The sequence below is a fragment of the Pseudochelatococcus lubricantis genome, from assembly GCF_011762225.1.
In the GTDB taxonomy this organism is placed as follows: domain Bacteria; phylum Pseudomonadota; class Alphaproteobacteria; order Rhizobiales; family Beijerinckiaceae; genus Pseudochelatococcus; species Pseudochelatococcus lubricantis.
On record NZ_JAASQI010000017.1, the window covers coordinates 1 to 17,156 of the forward strand.

General features: G+C 60.5%; 9 protein-coding genes and 3 pseudogenes. 6 read left to right on the forward strand and 6 right to left on the reverse strand.

The window, feature by feature from the left end; genetic code table 11:
- Positions 1-164: 164 nt before the first annotated feature.
- From FHS82_RS20405 to FHS82_RS20415, 3 genes and pseudogenes are all read left to right on the forward strand, one after another.
- Positions 165-455 (forward strand): annotated as a pseudogene (locus FHS82_RS20405) (DUF5681 domain-containing protein); the annotation flags it as partial.
- Between the two features lie 90 nt (positions 456-545).
- Positions 546-1,898 (forward strand): phage terminase large subunit, encoded by a 1,353-nt coding sequence (terL, locus tag FHS82_RS20410; RefSeq protein WP_246225480.1) that lies wholly within the window; start codon positions 546-548, stop codon positions 1,896-1,898.
- 471 nt (positions 1,899-2,369) lie between these two features.
- Positions 2,370-3,386, forward strand: a complete 1,017-nt coding sequence (locus FHS82_RS20415) for a hypothetical protein (RefSeq protein WP_166956460.1) — start codon at positions 2,370-2,372, stop codon at positions 3,384-3,386.
- A gap of 211 nt (positions 3,387-3,597) precedes the next feature.
- On the opposite strand, the gene FHS82_RS20420 is transcribed toward FHS82_RS20415, so the two are convergent.
- The gene (locus FHS82_RS20420; protein ID WP_246225481.1) at positions 3,598-6,882 is read right to left on the reverse strand and encodes an NERD domain-containing protein; all 3,285 of its coding nucleotides are present in this window, start codon (positions 6,880-6,882) and stop codon (positions 3,598-3,600) included.
- A gap of 9 nt (positions 6,883-6,891) precedes the next feature.
- Between FHS82_RS20420 and FHS82_RS21290 the strand changes: the two are divergent.
- The 3 genes and pseudogenes from FHS82_RS21290 (at position 6,892) to fabF (ending at position 9,381) form a co-directional block, all read left to right on the forward strand.
- Positions 6,892-7,443: pseudogene (locus tag FHS82_RS21290) on the forward strand (tyrosine-type recombinase/integrase).
- A gap of 178 nt (positions 7,444-7,621) precedes the next feature.
- The gene (locus tag FHS82_RS20425) at positions 7,622-8,044 is read left to right on the forward strand and encodes a MarR family winged helix-turn-helix transcriptional regulator (protein ID WP_166956467.1); all 423 of its coding nucleotides are present in this window, start codon (positions 7,622-7,624) and stop codon (positions 8,042-8,044) included.
- Positions 8,045-8,112: 68 nt separating this feature from the next.
- Positions 8,113-9,381, forward strand: coding sequence for a beta-ketoacyl-ACP synthase II (gene fabF / locus FHS82_RS20430; RefSeq protein ID WP_166956470.1), 1,269 nt, complete (start codon positions 8,113-8,115; stop codon positions 9,379-9,381).
- A gap of 257 nt (positions 9,382-9,638) precedes the next feature.
- On the opposite strand, the gene FHS82_RS20435 is transcribed toward fabF, so the two are convergent.
- From FHS82_RS20435 to FHS82_RS20455, 5 genes and pseudogenes are all read right to left on the reverse strand, one after another.
- Positions 9,639-11,825, reverse strand: a complete 2,187-nt coding sequence (locus tag FHS82_RS20435; protein ID WP_166956474.1) for a DUF3141 domain-containing protein — start codon at positions 11,823-11,825, stop codon at positions 9,639-9,641.
- Positions 11,822-12,940 carry an alpha/beta hydrolase gene (locus tag FHS82_RS20440; protein WP_166956477.1) on the reverse strand — a complete coding sequence of 373 codons (1,119 nt, stop codon included), beginning with the start codon at positions 12,938-12,940 and terminating at the stop codon, positions 11,822-11,824. Before FHS82_RS20440 ends, FHS82_RS20435 begins: the two co-directional genes overlap by 4 nt.
- A gap of 83 nt (positions 12,941-13,023) precedes the next feature.
- Positions 13,024-14,136: an ABC transporter permease gene (locus FHS82_RS20445; RefSeq protein ID WP_166956480.1), complete on the reverse strand. Its 1,113-nt coding sequence runs from the start codon at positions 14,134-14,136 to the stop codon at positions 13,024-13,026.
- A 2-nt stretch (positions 14,137-14,138) separates the two neighbouring features.
- Entirely contained in the window at positions 14,139-16,919 is a 2,781-nt protein-coding gene (gene rbbA, locus FHS82_RS20450) for a ribosome-associated ATPase/putative transporter RbbA (RefSeq protein WP_166956483.1), read from the reverse strand.
- Positions 16,916-17,156 (reverse strand): annotated as a pseudogene (locus tag FHS82_RS20455) (glycoside hydrolase family 43); the annotation flags it as partial. The gene rbbA and the pseudogene FHS82_RS20455, both read right to left, overlap by 4 nt.

Genomic DNA, 17,156 nt, shown 5'->3' on the forward strand with positions numbered 1-17,156 from the left:
GCTCCGCGCCCGGCGCGCTTGCCCAACCCGAAACCGACCACTATCAAACCCAAGGACTCTCGTTATGAACGAGGGACGACCGGGGGGCAGGTCAGCGGCCGCCGCGCCACACCCAGTTCAAGCCGGGCCAGAGCGGCAATCCCAGTGGGCGGCCGCGCGGCGCCAGGAACACCAGCACCATCGCGTCCGAAGTGCTCAATCGCAAGATCTCCGTTACATCGGGGGGCAAACGGAAAGAGGTGCCGATCCGTGAAGCGATGATCCTGCGCCTGGCAGAGACTGCCCTCAAGGGCGATCAGAAGGCGATCGCCTTTTTCATGAACCTCGAAGAGCGCCTCAAAAGGGAGAGCAGCGCGCTGGAGGACGGCGAGAACGCTGCTTCGGATCTCGCTGACGCGGCGGTGATTGCAAGTTTCCTTGCCCGTCACAAGTCGGATCCCGAGAAAGGAGCATGAGACATGGACGGCCCACACCTGCCCCTGCTGCTCCCGGACTCTCCCACTGAGCGACGCCGCCTCGCCGACGCCGTCCAGCGGAATGATTTCATGAGTTTCGTCGAGCGCTGTTTCGTCACCCTCACGCCCGCGGTGGCATTCCAGGACAACTGGCACCTGCACGCTATCGCCCATCACCTGGACCTGGTGCGGCAAGGAAAGATCCGCCGGCTCATCATCAACCTGCCGCCGCGCTCCCTCAAGTCCATCATGGCCTCGGTCGCCTTTCCGGCCTTCGTGCTGGGACATGATCCCGCCCGCCGCATCATCTGCGTCAGTTATGCCGCGGATCTCGCTGCCAAGCATGCCAACGACTTTCGGGCGGTCGTCGAGGCTCCCTGGTATCGCCGGGTCTTTCCAGGTTTTGCCCTTTCGCGCCTCAAGAACACCGAAGCGGAGGTGACGACCACCCGCCACGGCGTGCGGCTCGCCACCTCCGTTGGCGGCACCCTGACCGGCCGCGGCGGCAATCTCATCATCATCGACGACCCCATCAAGCCCGCCGATGCCCTCTCGGAGGTGCGCCGCGAGGCAGTCAACCAATGGTACAACAACACCCTGCTATCCCGGCTCGACGACAAGCTCAACGGTGCCATCGTGATCGTCATGCAGCGGGTGCACATGGACGATCTCGTGGGCTTTGTGACGCGGCAGCAGGCCGAACCGTGGACGATTCTCACCCTGCCGGCGATCGCCACCCACGACCAGATCATTGCGACCGGGGCGGGCCGGAGCCATACCTACCGCACCGGCGAGGTGCTGCATCCCGCACGCGAGCCGGAAGCACTGCTCGACAGATATCGCCAACAACTCGGCTCCGACGTTTTCAGCGCCCAGTACCAGCAGGAGCCGGTTCCGCCGGGCGGCGCCATGATCAAGCGCGCCTGGGTGCTGCGATACGACGCCCCGCCGCAGCGCGCCTCACGTTCGCAAATCGTCCAGAGCTGGGATACCGCCTCGAAAGGCGGCGCCGAAAACGACTGGAGCGTGTGTACCACCTGGCTCATCGAAAACAACCGGTTCTACCTGCTCAACGTTCACCGCGGGCGCCACGACTATCCGGAACTCAAACAAAAGGCGCTGGCACTCGCCGCGCAGCACAAGCCAACAAAGATCCTGATTGAGGACGCCGGCACCGGGACCGCCCTCATCGATGAGCTGCGACGCATGTCGGGCTCCTCCATCATCCGCGTGCGGCCCGAGCGGGACAAGCAGACACGCATGTCCATCCAGTCCGCGAAATTCGAGGCTGGGCAGGTCCATCTCCCGCGGCAGGCCCCATGGCTTGCGCCCTTCGAGGCCGAGCTGTTCGCCTTTCCGGGATCGCGCCACGACGACCAGATCGATTCCGTCTCCCAGGCCCTCGCCAACGGCATCAGCGGATATACCCTCGATGGCGTATAGGTATGCGCGGACCGTAGTGGCGGGTTCGGCTTTTGAGCAACCAGTCGACACACCCGGTCGAGCATGGTGAAATATCAGAGGCAAGCTCGAAGCCGCAGGGCTACGGGAGATATTCCTCTAGAAATCAGAAAAACGGCTCAGCGAGGAGTTCGGATCGCCGCAACGGTAGATTGAGGTCGTGGCGCTTCATCGTCTTTTCAAGGAGCGCGTGCAGCCATAGCGGCGCGAATGGCGACGCCACAACCGCTTTAACGAACAGTCCCTAGGTCGACAGACATCATAAGACCCATAGGCGGATACTCCATGGAGATATGCTTGAACACGGCACGGACCTCGGCCTCATGGGCCAGCGATTACTATTGGGCTTCGCTGCCGCGTGCGAAGCGCTTCTTGTCTCGCGGCGATCGCCCTTTTCATTTCCCGCGATGTCTCGCATTATCCTCGACCATTTGCATCGAATTTTGAGACACGATGACTGACCGTAACAAGACGCAGGTTGATGGATTCGAATCGCTCGCCGATGTGCCGACGCAGGTGATCAACACCTATGCTCGGCTGTGGCAGCTTGAGACTTGGTTACGCACCATGGTTTATGTCGAGCTTCGAGCCCTACTCGCCGACGATTGGGGCAGGGATCTCACCGCTACTTCGGGGCCGCTGCAAGCGGACAAGGCTCTGACGCACATGCCAACCCCGGAGCTGAATGCGCTCAGCTACAGCCAACTCTCGAAACTCATCACACTGGTCGATGCCCATTGGAATTGCTTCGCAATCTATCTTCCGCCCAAGTCGATTTGGACCGCCAAGATGCAGGAGATCGTGCAGATTCGGCACCGTGTCGCGCATTTTCGGGTGGGCCATGCCGACGACCTACTTCGTGTGAAGCAGTTCCTGCGCGATATAGACTTGGGTTTCTGGCGCTTCTGCACCAGCTACAATGACGCCACCCAACTCTTGCCTCAGTCGAGCGACCCGATCACGGCGCATTTTCTTCCGCTGGATCCGCTGCCATGGGTCGAGTTCGAGGAGCGGAAATGGGCGCAGATCGGCGTGCGCGACAACGGCCTACCGGTGGGCCTCAGCGTCAGAGCCCAGCGGCGGCCTTGGGCGAGCAAGCCGGTCAAACCCGGCGAACCCGGGCATCTGTACAACTTCTACATGTTCGCGCAGGACGGGCGCGGCTTTGAGATGAAGCGCTTGCTCGAGAAGACCCAGCCCCTTCACAAGCATCTGGTCCATTTATGCCTCGACAGCGATGTCGCTTCAATCCGCTTCACGCTTCCCAGCCTGCTCGGCAGCGATGCAATTATTACAATCGTCGAAGCATTTCACGCTGCAGCGATTAACGCAGTGCGGCGCGTGCGCGATACACTCGATCCTGAGGGCATGAACGCCCTTGCTGCCGCATGGCCGGAATATGTGCTGGGACCCAAGAACCCCTTGACATTCCTCGGCCCGGACATGGACTGCTCATTCTTCGACGTCTGATGCGATCCGGCGCCTAGGTTTCATGGCGAGAGTCAATCATGCCAGTTTATTTCATCGTCGAATGCGGCATGTCTTCCTTGCGATCAAGCGCGCCGCGAGTCTCAGCAATGCGCTCCGAGCGCTCATTTACGCTGCGTTGACCAGTTCCTAAAAGCAGACCCTACCGACACCGGGCAAAGTTGGGCCAAACACCCAGAGACAACATGCTCTTTCATCGCTCCGACAAACCACTTTCAAGACGCTTGAGTGCCATTATCGCGTGGCGCGAAAAGCGGTGAGATCGACTTTTGCGTCGAAGCCTTTCGATATCGCTTCGGTCCCCATAGATGCCGACCGTATCGAAGGCGAGGGACATCCCATCTTCCCTGTGCGGCACCTGATGGTAGAATTGGGCATCGACTCCGTCGTCTATGAAGCGTCTTGATACCGAGAGGCAATCTGACGGATAGGCTGCGATCAAATTTAGCGGTGGATATGCATCGACCGTATCGCTCGGAGTAAGCCGATAGCATAGCGCTTTTTGAATCTCGCTGAGGCAACCGACGACCAACCGAGCGGGCATTTTATGGAGCCGCACCCAAGCGAGCCTTGCTTCCTCGGTGTTGGCTGATCGCTTCGCCTCGACGGCATAAATCAGAGAGCGAATTGCAACGAGGCAGCTTTCTTCGGGTGTCGTTGGTTCAACCGGCTCAAGTTTGGCATGATGCCGACCAACAAACCGTGTTGTGGTCGCAAAGGCTCCCCATTCCTCCTGCGGAAACGGATTTGTTCTACTGGGCAAGCCGGTGAGTGGCCGCAGCAATGCGGCATCCAGGGGATCGCCGAACGATGCGACCTCCTTGGCAAGCCAATCCAAGCTCGTTGAACTCTTAATGTCCGATGCTCGCAGTGCGCGGCGATAAAGGCGTCGCCGCAGCTCTTCGTTCAAATTGTAGATCTCCTCGCCATAGATGAAGTCGAACGGATGATCGAACATCCTCAAGCACAGCGAAAGAGCAAGACCGTTATCGGCGGCATCCTCATCGTCAACGAGCACAGATGCCAGCTCGGCTTTGACTTGCGCCCGTGAATCCTCAGCCTCAACGTCGAGTGCGCCCAGGATCTTCAGCGCGTCGATAATGCTCGAACTGATGGCCCAGTTTGCTGGGTTCACTTCGAGAGCATTGATGGCCTCAATCAGGCGTTCAAGCACCTCCTGCGGCGCCCGACGTGCATAGCCGATTGAATTCAGCATGACGAGTTGGACGTGGTACGGCTCCCACCGAAACCGCTCGTGAAACAGATAAATAAGGTGCTCGGCGAAATCAATATTATTACCATCAAAGAACATCCACCGTTCTTCTAAGAGAAAATGGAGTTGCCCAGAAGTTAGCTCCTCCAGCTTGATCGGGAAGGATTTCTTCTCTTGTGGTGAGGGTTCCAAGCCGCGCTGCGTTGAACGGGCAATGTCGGTAAATCCGATGGATTCACCGAAGCCATAATAGGTCAGGGCGAAGCTTTGGCTTCGAATTGGATATCGCTCCTCTCGGGCGAAATCGGCCCACCGGCGCCGCTCCGTTGCTAGTCGGGCATCTATTTCGGCACAAAGCGTCAGGAAGATTTCGAGGCCCTGTCCGTAAACGGCAAGACGGCCGAGAGCTCGGAGCCTTGCCTTTTCAGAATGCGTCCACTCACGCCGAGTTGCCTTGTCCCAGCCGATTAGGACGGCATCTCCTTTCTTCGAAAGTTCAAGCCGAGCATTGCGAATTTCGTTGACACAGGCTTCCGTCGTCTCGTTCAGCAAGTCCCATACGGTTGAGGCCGCAATTGGGCCAAAGTATCCTCTCGCCGTATCTCCCAACAATGACGAACTCAGCACCTCGGAAAGGACACCTCGAGAGACCGCAGCATCTTCGATCGCCGCAACGATGTCACCGGCGATCGGCTCAAGGATCGGTGTCGACAACAACTGCCCAAAGCTTATGGGATCACTCGCTGCCGCTCGCGCCAGATCGAACGCCGCACATGCATTTTGAATCATCTCATGGGAGAATGAGACACGCCCGGCTCGTCGTACCAGTAGGCCCACCCCAAACAGCGCATCGCACTCCGCAAAGCCAAGGCCTTCTGCACGCATGAAATCGTCAAAATCTGCTTCAGCCATCGAGAATGCGATTTGCGTATGCAGCGAGCTCGCAAGCCGCCTCAAACCAAACGATCCAGCCCGCGCATGCCCAGCCAAACACTTTCGGATGTATTGATCAATCAGAAGCAAGCGGGTGACGTTGATCTTTAGATCACCGCCAATTTCCCCGATGAGACCGGCCTCGATGCCCGATCCCACAGCCTGGAGCACCTCCAGGGCGGCCGATGTGAGTTGCCCTCCAACCGACCGTGCAATTCGTTGCTTCAATTCCAAGCTCGGGCGGGCAACCGCCACACCTCTGAGTCCAGCAAACTCTTCCAGCTTTGCATCTTGAGCGGTGATAACCAGCAGTGCGCCCATTCGTCTCGCCAATGCCCGGACACCGCGTAGCGCCTCCGGGGCCGTCGCACCGAACTCGTTGACACCATCTACGATCAGGAAGATTGGCCGATCGGAGTGCGCCAATGCGCGATAGAGCTTCGCCGGAGCGCTATCGGTGAGAAGCCCAATCTCCCTGCGCAGGCACTCGGCCCACGAGCCGGTGAAGTTCTTCGCGGCGATAAAGAATGTCGGGTGCCCTGCCTCAGCAAAGCTCGCCGCGAGCCATTTCGCCATCAAGGACTTGCCGCAACCCGATGGGCCGCTGATGAAGCACCCCGCACCGGCCGTAGCCGCATTCATGAGTTCAGTGCGCTGATCGCCGGTCTCGGGGAGCCAGGATTTTCCATCGCGTCCATACTCGGCCGCGACAGCGGCAGCATAGCGCCCGAGCAAATCAAGCCCCTCGCGCGATTCGGAACAAGCCATAGCTTGATCCAAGGTCACCGAGCTTAACTTGAGCCTCTGCGCAAACGCCTCCCAGTCCGCGATTGACCATGGTGATGCCCCGACCATTTTTAGCTGACCGGGAAACAGATCGATTGTCGTAACAAGCGCCTTGAAATTGCCGTGGGTGACTACGGATCCATCTGGGATGGGGCTGGTGAACACGACGTACCCGTCCGGATAGAAGTTGCCCACCGGCTTCGCCGCGTGCATCGCATCGCGCACCCGATTCTTCGCGCCAATGACCTGCTGATAGGCGTTGGTATAGTCTTGCCACTCGCCAGATGCGGACAAGCGGGTCCAAGATCCATTCACATCACCGCGTATGGGAAGTCGGCTAGACTTGACCTCCACAACTGAAACAGATGTGGGCGTCGCGACTATGCAGTCGATTTGACGGCCTTCCAGTTCGATATTAGCAAGCACAATCGACGGGATATTTTGCTGGTCGATCCATGAAATTATAAATGACAAAAATTTTCGTTCCGACTCGTGATCGATCGGTGCACCAATCCAAATCGTTGCTTTGGTAGCTTTTCTAGTCATGAGCGCACAATAGCATACTGCATCCGTGCTGCGGGAGTCTTCCTCGATCGCGAAGGGCGCATTCGTGACCGAGCTCTTTTCGATCTGGCAATCAATAGCAAGCTGCGCGGCTGCAATTTGGTCAAGGTCAAGATTGGTGAGCTTGTCGCTAAAGCGGAAATACGGACGCGGGCGATTGTTGTCCATCAGAAGACGGACCGTCCGGTCCAGTTCGAACTGATGACTGCCGACGTACTGGCCAGTCTCTTGGCTTGGCTCGAGAAGCGTGACGGAGCCGTCGACGACTACGCATTCCCGAGCCGCGTCAACCATGCGGTCCACATGAGCACCAGGTAATACGCCCGCCTTGTCGATGAGTGGGTTATCGCAATTGGTCTTCGGCGAGCGGAACACGGCACCCACTCGCTACGACGAACCAAGACCTCGATGATCTACAAGGCGACGGGTAACTTGTATGCCATATAGATACTACTGGGCCACACCAAGATCGAAAACATCGTGCGCTACCTCGGTGTCGATTTCGAAGATGCGCTCCTCCTTGCCGAGCGAACTGAAATCTGACGTTAGGGCGGTTATCCAGTGATGCTGAGTAACCGCTTCCAGTGAAAGCGTCCCTCTGCCGCGACGTTTGTTCCTGGTGGACAACTGTCAGTCCGCTTATTAGGAGCGCATCGATATAGCTGACGTCGGCTCGGAAGCGGCATTGACCAACCGCGGCATAAGGAGGCTAGATGGTGCGATGACCATGCCTGAAGATCTCGCCCGATGCCTCGTTCTGAACACGATAGCGGCCTCACGGGCGCTGCTGAGAACCGGTGACGCCAAACTGAAGCCATTCGGCGTCACGGTGCAGCAATTGTCGCTCCTCGCCGCGATCCGCTTCCATCCCTGCCAACCCGTGATGGCTTTGGCGCAGCTCATCGCACTGGACAGAACCAGCCTCACCTGGAATCTGGACCTGCTGGAGAATAAGAGCCTGGTCCGGCGCGTGGCCAACACCGCCAACAATGCACGCGTATGCGAGCTGACGGAGGAGGGAAACCTGCTCCTCGATCGTCTCCTTGTGCTGTGGCGGCAATCTCAAGCCCCTCTCATGGAGGGCATATCACCAGAGGACGCCGAGACATACCTCCGGGTCTCCAGGCGATTGGCCGGTGGGTGACGACTGACGTCGATTGCCTTACGAGCTTTATGTGTATATGCACATAAGCGAGCTTGAAGGGAATTGAAATGTCGGAACCCATCGTCGTCACAGGGCTTGGTGCCGTTTCTCCGCTTGGCGTGGGCGTGGAGGCGAACTGGCGCCGCCTGGTGTCCGGGCACAGCGGCATCCGGACCAATACCCGCTTCGATACCACTGGTTGGAAATGCCGGGTCGCGGGGCTGGTGCCCACCCATACCGAAGATGCGAACGGTTTCGATCCGGAGCGGAGCATGGACGCCCGCGACCTGCGCCGGAATGATCTGTTTATCCAGTATGCCATCACTGCCGCGATCGAAGCCCTGAAACAGGCGGGTTGGAACCCCGAAGCCGTGGAGGATCGCATCCGCACCGCTACTGTAATCGGAACGGGAGTTGGTGGCGTTCCGGCGATCACTGCCGCGAGCGAGGTTATTCGCACCGCCGGTGTGCGCCGGCTCTCTCCGTTCGTGGTGCCCTCTTTCCTGCCTAATCTGGCCGCCGGCCAGGTGGCGATCCGGTTCGGCTTTCACGGGCCCGCGGGTTCACCGACGACCGCCTGCGCCGCCTCGGCTCAGGCGATCGGCGACGCCATGCGCATGATCCGCGCCGGCGAGGCCGATATAGCCCTTTGCGGGGGTGCGGAAGCCTGTGTCGATCCCGTTGCCATCGGCGGTTTCACGGCTGCTAAGGCGCTTTCCTTCGGCTTTAACGACGTGCCGCATCGGGCCTCACGCCCCTTCGACAGCGATCATGACGGGTTCGTCCTGTCGGAAGGCGCGGCGATGCTGGTGATCGAGCGCCTGAGCCATGCTGAACGACGGAGCGCGCGACCCCTCGCTGTTCTGTCGGGTTATGGCACCACGACGGATGCGCATCATGTGACGGCTGGCTGGCCTGATGGTCGTGAAGCGGCCCGTGCGATGGAGATCGCGATAAGGGGGGCAGCGATCGCGCCTCACGACATCGGCTACATCAATGCGCATGCAACCTCGACGCCTGTCGGCGATGCCGCTGAGCTGGCTGCATTGGAAAGGGTCTTCGGCGCCGGCGCAGCAAGGATTCCGGTGAGTTCGACGAAGTCGGCCACCGGCCACATGCTCGGCGCAGCGGGGGCAATCGAAGCTGTGTTTTCAGTGCTCACCATCCATCATCAGGTAGCGCCGCCAAGCTTGAACATTGAGCGGCCGATGCCGGAGGCGGAGGGGTTCAATCTGCTTTCCGGTGGCGCACACCCTCTGAACGTACGGCATGTGCTTTCAAACGCCTTCGGGTTCGGCGGCGTAAACGCTGCCCTGGTGTTCAGCCGGCACCACTGAAAAACGGGATTTCGGAGGGATCATGCCCAGCAGGGTTACGTCTGCTATTGGGTAGCTGACAATATGGCAATTCCGACCGCAACCGGCGGGGTTTCTGAATGACGGCTATCCGCTGTCCCGCGCTGAAAGCCGACCGTCTGCTCACGTGAAGAGTTTCGGGCACCGTCAGGCGTACGAAAGTCCCCGAGGAAGGAACCCGCGGGTCACAGGGCGATGGCTATCTGCTTTCCGGTTCAGGCCGCGCCCGGACGCAGCCCTTAGTCTGCCTGGACCGCAGTCTTTTCAAACGTTTCCATCATTTCACGCAGTCGGGCATGCGCATCCTCCGGTAACTGACCACCCACCGTTCCGATGAGCGCGATCACTTTGGCTGCTTCGCGGATTGCCGCCGGTTCGGCATGAGCGAGCAGCACCGGTAGCACAGCGATCGCGGCATCAGCGTCAAGCAGCATGAGGGCACTCTGACGGCGGATCACATCGCGAAGGGCCTCCGGAGAAAGGCGTCTCTGGCCGGAAGTCAACTCCGCGGCAAGATTGAACTGGCGCTCGTCCACCCGGGGATGGCTCCTATTGATGTAAGCGAGTGCGCGAATGCCGGCTTCCAGAAGTCCGCCCTGATCGACCTCGCTCTTGAGACGGGTGAGTTCCTGCTCCACCAAAGCGCGATGTTCCGGGGAAACGCCGGGGAATGGCCGCACCGGCCTGTCCGGATATGCATCGAGCCCGGCAAGTGCCGATGCGAACGGCGAGCCGTAGGTCCATTCGAAGTACCGCTCATAAGCCGCGTCGCGGATGTCGCGCCATGTGTCGAGCGCCACCACCACCATCTGCGACAGTTCCTCCTGCACTTTCAGGAACGGATTGTCCGGGGCAACCGGCTGGCGGTGGGCACGAACGACGGCCGCGGCCCCGTCGGCAGCGGCTGCCAGCACGTTGCGGCTCGACCAATGCTCATAAGAGATCCGCAGGGGATGGAGACGGCGCATGAAGTCTGCCGATTGTGGCGTCACCATCGCTTGCACCCAAGGCTGGACGAAATTGCGATAGAGACCGAGATTGATGTCCGAAATATGGGCAACGGCAGCGAAACGCCGGTCGCTGACCGGATCGGGGCGGACGATATCGCGCACGTCGGACAGGCAGCGCCGCTCGATGGCCATCATATACTCCCCCACCAAATTGGCCCCTGCCATCGTCTCGTCCCGGTCGCGAATCACCGCCTGGTAGACACCTGCCGGCATGAGATTGATCAGTTCGATGTTGGTCGCGAATTCGCGGTGTTCCTTGCGCCCGACAGCACCCGACACGAAAATGCCGAGATGGCCGATGCTGTCGTGCATCGCATAGACAACGGTCTGGTTGTGGGTGAGAATCTCGTTGTCGGACTGATAGAGATCGGTGATCCATCCGAGCGCTTGCGGCGGCGGGCTAATGTTGTCACCCCGCGAGCAGAACACCACGATGGGAGAGCGGATGTTCCGGAGGTCGAGACGTATCCCCTCCGAGGTAACGAGTTCCGCAGATGACAGCCGGTTACCGACGAAAAGATTATCGACGATATACTGCATCTCGACGTCATTGAGGAATACGTGGCCGCCCCAGTATTTCTCGAAGCCGAGATAGCGCGGCGCTTCAGTATCGATATTGGCGTAAAGATGATAGCTTTTTTTCCAGAAGGTGTTGGCGGGGTCGAGATTTTCGAAGTTCTGCACGAGAGTGGCGCCATCGAAGCGGCCATTGCCGAGATCGCTGGCCAGCGCCGTCATCCAGGTGCCTCCAAGGAGGCCACCCGCGTAGCGTGTCGGATCCCGGCCCTTCCAGCCAGCCCAGAAGGACAGCGGCGTTCCCGCGACGATAATCGGCCCGAACAGGTCCGGACGCATGGCCGCGGTCATCAGCACCTGCCAGCCGGCCTGGCAATTGCCGATCACCGCGGGCTTCCCGCAAGTGGGGTGCAGGGAGATGACCTTCTCGATGAAGGCGGCTTCCGCACACATCACGTCCTCGACGGTCTGGCCCGGTTCCGGATCGGGTGAAAAACCGACAAAATAGCATGGGTGTCCGGCCTCGATAGCGGCTCCGATCTCGCTGTCGGCCTTGAAGCCGCCGATGCCGGGACCGTTTCCCGCGCGCGGATCAACGATGACGAAGGGCCGTTTCTCAGGATCGACAGGGTAGTTGTCGGGCGGCGTGATGCGGACCAGACCGTAATTGACCGGGCGCGCCAGAAGGCGGCCGTCCATGATGAGCTCCGACGGAAAATTCAGCACATTGGGCACCGTCTCGCTTATATGGACGCGATACTGGTCACCGCGTTGGCGGCTGACATCGGCCAGAAGCACCATGCGCTGCCAGCTGTCGATAGCATATTCAAGCGCCGCTCCGAAGATGGCGATCGAATTCTCCACCATATTCCCTGTGATCGATGGCGTTGTCTCGCTCATGGCCCTTCCATTATCTTCCCGGCAAGCAGGAACGGGCTGGAAAGGGTTGCGCCAACTGTATTGAACACGAAGGCACCCGCCTGCCGCAACCCGGCCCCCGAATTGTCCGCGCCGGTTTCGGAGAACTTCGGATAGTAAGCTGCGAGCGCGACGAACCTGTCGTGCTTGAAGCTGTCGGAGGTTTTCACTGCCGAAATGTCGACGATCTGAACATTGGCCTTTCGGGTTGCCTCCTCGACCCGCGGATCCGTGACGTCGAGCCTGCCGACGCGTTGCCGACTGGTTGCCAGGAGCTCGGAAACCTTGAGGGCGACATCGTCATGGGAGACCAGAACGGTCATCGGCGGGTCAAGCGGGCCGATCGCCGCGACCTGGGAACCGAACACATCCACGTCGATATCAGGAGCGGCCAGGATGACCTGCAAACGCCGGATCACCGCGTCCTTGCCCCCGATGCGGAGCTGGCGCACAGCTTCCGTCGTCAACCATCCTCCCATGCTATGACCGACCACCGCGATCGGCCCCTGGGTCCGTTTGGCTGCGAGCATGGTCAGCAGCGCGGCCAACTGGTCACGCGAGAAGGTGACGGCCTCCTTGTCCGATACGTAGCCGCCGACACTCCCCTCCGACGGCCAGGCGAAGAGGATGGGAACTGCATCGACATTCGCGTCAGCCGCCATCTGCGCAATCCGGAAAACAGCTTCGGTGAAGTTCGTGTTGTAACCGTGAACGAACACGCCGAGGCCCGGCGGCTTGCCGCCCCGACTGCGGGAGACCTCGCTTTGAAACGTCGCCCGATCGAGTTGCCGCTGCTCGACTGTCACGAAGTTCTTCTGCGGATCGGGTGTCGAGGTCGGCCATTCTATGTTGCCGGGCTTGTGTTCGGGAGGAATCGATATCCTGAAGCGCGCGTAGTTAAGCGCTCGGGAACGGTCGGACGTGAACCGGCCATCCTGATCACGTTGCCTGGTGGTGGCGACGTAGACGGTCACGACCTTCGCGCCGGGAGCGGAGGCTGTGGTTTCGTTCAGGAGTTCGGGGCCGGGCCGGCCGGCGCAAGCCGCGAGCAGACAGGCGAGCATGATGAGCAAAATGGAACCGCGGAAGTTCGGCATTGGATGTCGGTGCCCGCAATCGTACGGCGAATTTGGTGGTTTCGATGGAACGTCCGGCGCCTGTCCGGAGCAACTTGCGTCAGTCATCGCAGGAACCGCCTGAACCTGTGCAGGGCGAACGTGAAAAACACGATCCCGATCACGAGAAGCGCAAGAAACTGCGGCCAGACAACGTCGAAGCCGGCGCCTCTGAACAAGATCGACTGGGCGAGAATGACGAAGTGCGTATCGGGGGCGACGAGCATGACGTCCTGAATGATCTGCGGCATGCTTTCGCGCGGCGTCACGGCACCGGAGAGCACCTGCAGAGGCAGAAGCACGAGCATCAGCAGCAACCCGAACTGCGGCATCGTGCCGGCGATGGTCGCCAGGAAAATCCCCATGCAGGTCATCGAGAAGAGATGCAACGCGGTGCCCGACAGGAACAGTGTCAACGAGCCCTGGATCGGCACACCGAGAACGCCCTGGACGACGACGACGAACGCGAATGCGGAAGCAACAAGCACGACCAGCCCCATGGACCAGATCTTGGCCAGCATGATCTCGGCGGGTGTCACCGGCATCACCAGCAGGTGCTCGATTGTTCCATGCTCTCGTTCGCGGATGAGGGCGGCGCCGGTCAGGATGATCGACAGCATGGTGATCGACGAGATGACGTTTGTGACCGCCCCGAACCATCCCTTGTCGAGTTCCTGATTGAAACGCGAGCGCAACACGAGATCGACGGGAAGCGCACTTGCCCCCCGGTACCGGTACATGAATTCGCTCACCTCGTCGGAGACGATCGACTGGACGTAGCCACCGCCGCTGAATGCCTGGGACATGCGCGTCGCGTCGACGTTGAGCTGTATCGTCGGCGCTCTCCCTGCAAGCAGGTCGCGCTGGAAGTTCGGGGGGATATTGACGGCGAAGGTATCGAGACCGGCATCCATCCGCCTGTCCATCTCGTATTGTGAGATGACCTTCGGAATGGCGAAGTAAGGCGGATAGAATGCGGTGAGGATGCGGGACGACGCCGGCGACTGATCCTCGTCCACCACGGCGATGGCGGCGTTATTAAGCGTCTCGGGCATCGCTGTGGCGGCGGTGTAGATCGACAGCGTGAAGGCATAGACGATCAGCACGATCAGCATGGGGTCGCGGGCGAGTCCGCGCAGTTCCTTGATTCCGAGCTGGAGGGTGTTGGTGATGTGCACGGTCAGCCCGCCTGTTTCCTGAGCAGCATCGTCCCGAGCCCAAGCAACACGGGAACCGCAATCAGCAGCGGAATGAACGAGGCCGCGAGATCGCCGAAGCCGAGCGCCTTCGAGAAGGTGCCGCGGGAAATGGTGACGAAATAGGTGGTCGGGTAGATATGGCCGATGAAGGCACCGGCGCCTTGCAACGAGGAGATCGGATCAATCATGCCGGAATACTGGACCGCAGGAATGAGCGTGATCAGCGCCGTGCCGAAGATGGCGGCGATCTGACTGCTCATGAACGTCGAGACCAGAAGGCCGAGCGCGGTAGCGGCGATCACATAGAGCAGCGCGGCGAGCGCCAGAGTGGGGAAACTGCCGGTCAGCGGAACGCCGAAGAAGAAGATCGCGAACCCCGTCAACATCAGGAAGTTGAGCATGGCGAGGGCGACATAGGGAATCTGCTTGCCGATCAGGAACTCTAGCCTTGTGACCGGAGTGACGTAGAAGTTGATGATCGAGCCAAGCTCCTTTTCCCGCACAACGCTGAGCACGGCGAGCATGGCCGGAATCTGTATCAACAGGAGAGGGATCACCGCTGGCACCATTGCCACCAGGCTTTCGATGCCCGGGTTATACCGGTAGCGGATTTCTATGCGGAAATCGCCGATCGTCGCGGCGTCTCCGTAAAGCTCGCGGGCCTTCTGTGTCAGCCAATTCGTATGCATGCCCTGCACATACCCGCGCACGGTCTCGGCGCGTGTCGGCATGGCGCCGTCTATCCAGGCCGCGATCTCCACGTCTCGCCCCCGCGCGACATCGCGGCCGAACCCCGGCGGTATCTCGATGGCGAGGCTGAGTTCGCCGTTGCGCATGCGCCGGTCGAGGTCGTCGTAGTCGGTGATCGGGGCCTTCTCGGTGAAATACCGCGATCCGGCGATCTGGAGCGCGTAGTCCCGGCTGATGGTGGTGTCGTCGCGGTCGAGCACGGCGAAGGACAGGTTCTCGACATCGAGGTTGATGCCGTAACCGACCACGAACATCAGGAGGACGCTCCCGAGGATGGCGAGTGCCGCGCGGATCGGATCCCGCTGCAGTTCGAGCGCCTCCCGCTGCGTATAGGCGAACATGCGGCGCCAGTTGAAGAAATTGCGGACGGATGGAGCGTGGTAAGCGGACATCATCGCCCCATCCGCCGCCTCACGCTGCGCGGGGGGCTGCGCAGGTGATGCCTGTTCCCCGGACGCTTCCTCGAGGTAGGAGATGAAGGCCTCCTCGAGCGTGTGCGCCGAACGTTTTTCAATGATCGCCTGCGGCGTGTCGCTGACCAGCACCTTGCCAGCGTGCATCAGCGATATGCGGTCGCAAAGCGCCGCCTCGTTCATGAAATGCGTGGAGACGAAGATCGTCACCCTGTCCTTGCGGGAAAGATCGGACAGGATCTGCCAGAAGCCGTCTCGCGCGACGGGATCGACACCCGAAGTGGGTTCGTCGAGTATGAGGATGTCGGGCGCGTGGATCATCGCCACGGCGAGGGACAACCGCTGCCGGATGCCGAGCGGAAGTGCGTCGGGGAGCGCATCCATGACATGCATCAGGTCGAAGCGCCTTGCCATCTCCTCGATGCGTGCCGGGACAGATTCCATCGGCAGATTGAAGAGACGGGCATGCAGTTCAAGATTCTGCTGGACAGTCAGTTCGGAATAGAGCGAAAAGGCTTGGCTCATGTAGCCCACGCGCTGCCGTATCTTGATATCGTTCGGATCGACCTCCCTGCCGAACAGCTTCGCGGTCCCCTCCGTTGCCGGCAGCAGGCCCGTCAGCATCTTCATGGTCGTTGTCTTGCCGCAGCCGTTCGAGCCGAGAAAGCCGAAGATCTCGCCGCGGGGGATGCGGAAGCTGACGTTGTCGACGGCCGTGAAGTCGCCGAAACGCATGGTGAGATGCTCGGCCTCGATGGCGATGTCCTCGTCCGCGCAGGCGAGACGGGGAGGAATGACGACTTCATGGTGCCCGCGGCGCTTTTCCTCCGGGAGAAGGGCAACGAAGGCAGCATCGAGGTTTGTGGTCGCGGTGCGGGCCAGCAGGTCCGTCGGCGTCCCGGTGGCGAGGACGCGGCCGTCATCCATCGCCACCAGCCAGTCGAAGCGCTCGGCTTCTTCCATGTAGGCGGTGGCCACGATCACGCTCATCGTCGACGTGTCGCCCCGGATATCGTCGATCAGTTCCCAGAACTGCCGGCGCGACAGCGGATCGACGCCGGTTGTCGGCTCATCGAGGATGAGAAGATCGGGATCGTGGATCAGCGAGCAACACAGGCCAAGCTTTTGCTTCATGCCGCCGGACAGTTTGCCCGCCGGCCGGTCGCCGAAAGGGGCAAGCCCTGTGCGCGCCAGCAGATCGCCGATCCTGCGTTCCCGTTCCTGCCGTTCCTGACCGAACAGACGTCCGAAGAACTCGACATTCTCGAAGACGGACAAGGTCGGGTAAAGGTTCTTGCCGAGGCCTTGCGGCATGTAGGCGATACGGGGACAGGTCCGTCTCCGATGGTCGGCGTCGGCCATGTCGCCGCCCAGAACCTCGACGCGACCCTGCTGAACCGCATGCGCTCCCGAAATCAACGACAGAAGGCTGGACTTGCCGACGCCGTCCGGTCCGATCAGTCCGACCATTGCGCCGGAGGGGATATGAAGATTGATCCCGGCAAGCGCTGTTACTTTGCCGTAGGCAAGCCCGACCGCCTCCAGACGGGCAATCGGGACGGCCGGCACGGCAGCAGAAGCCCGAGGCGATCCGCTCATTGCACCAGTTTCTCCGTCAGGCTTGCCGGCCATTCGGCGTCGGCATCGAACCGGACATAGGCCATGCCGGGCAGCCCCGTCTTGACCTGCTGGATGTACTTGCGCAGCAGTCCCGGAGGAATCCTCGCCCTGATGCGGAACACTAGCTTCTGACGCTCCTCTTCCGTTTCCACGGTCTTCGGCGTGAACTGCGCGACGTCGGCGACGAAACTCGCTCTGGCGGGAATCACATATTGT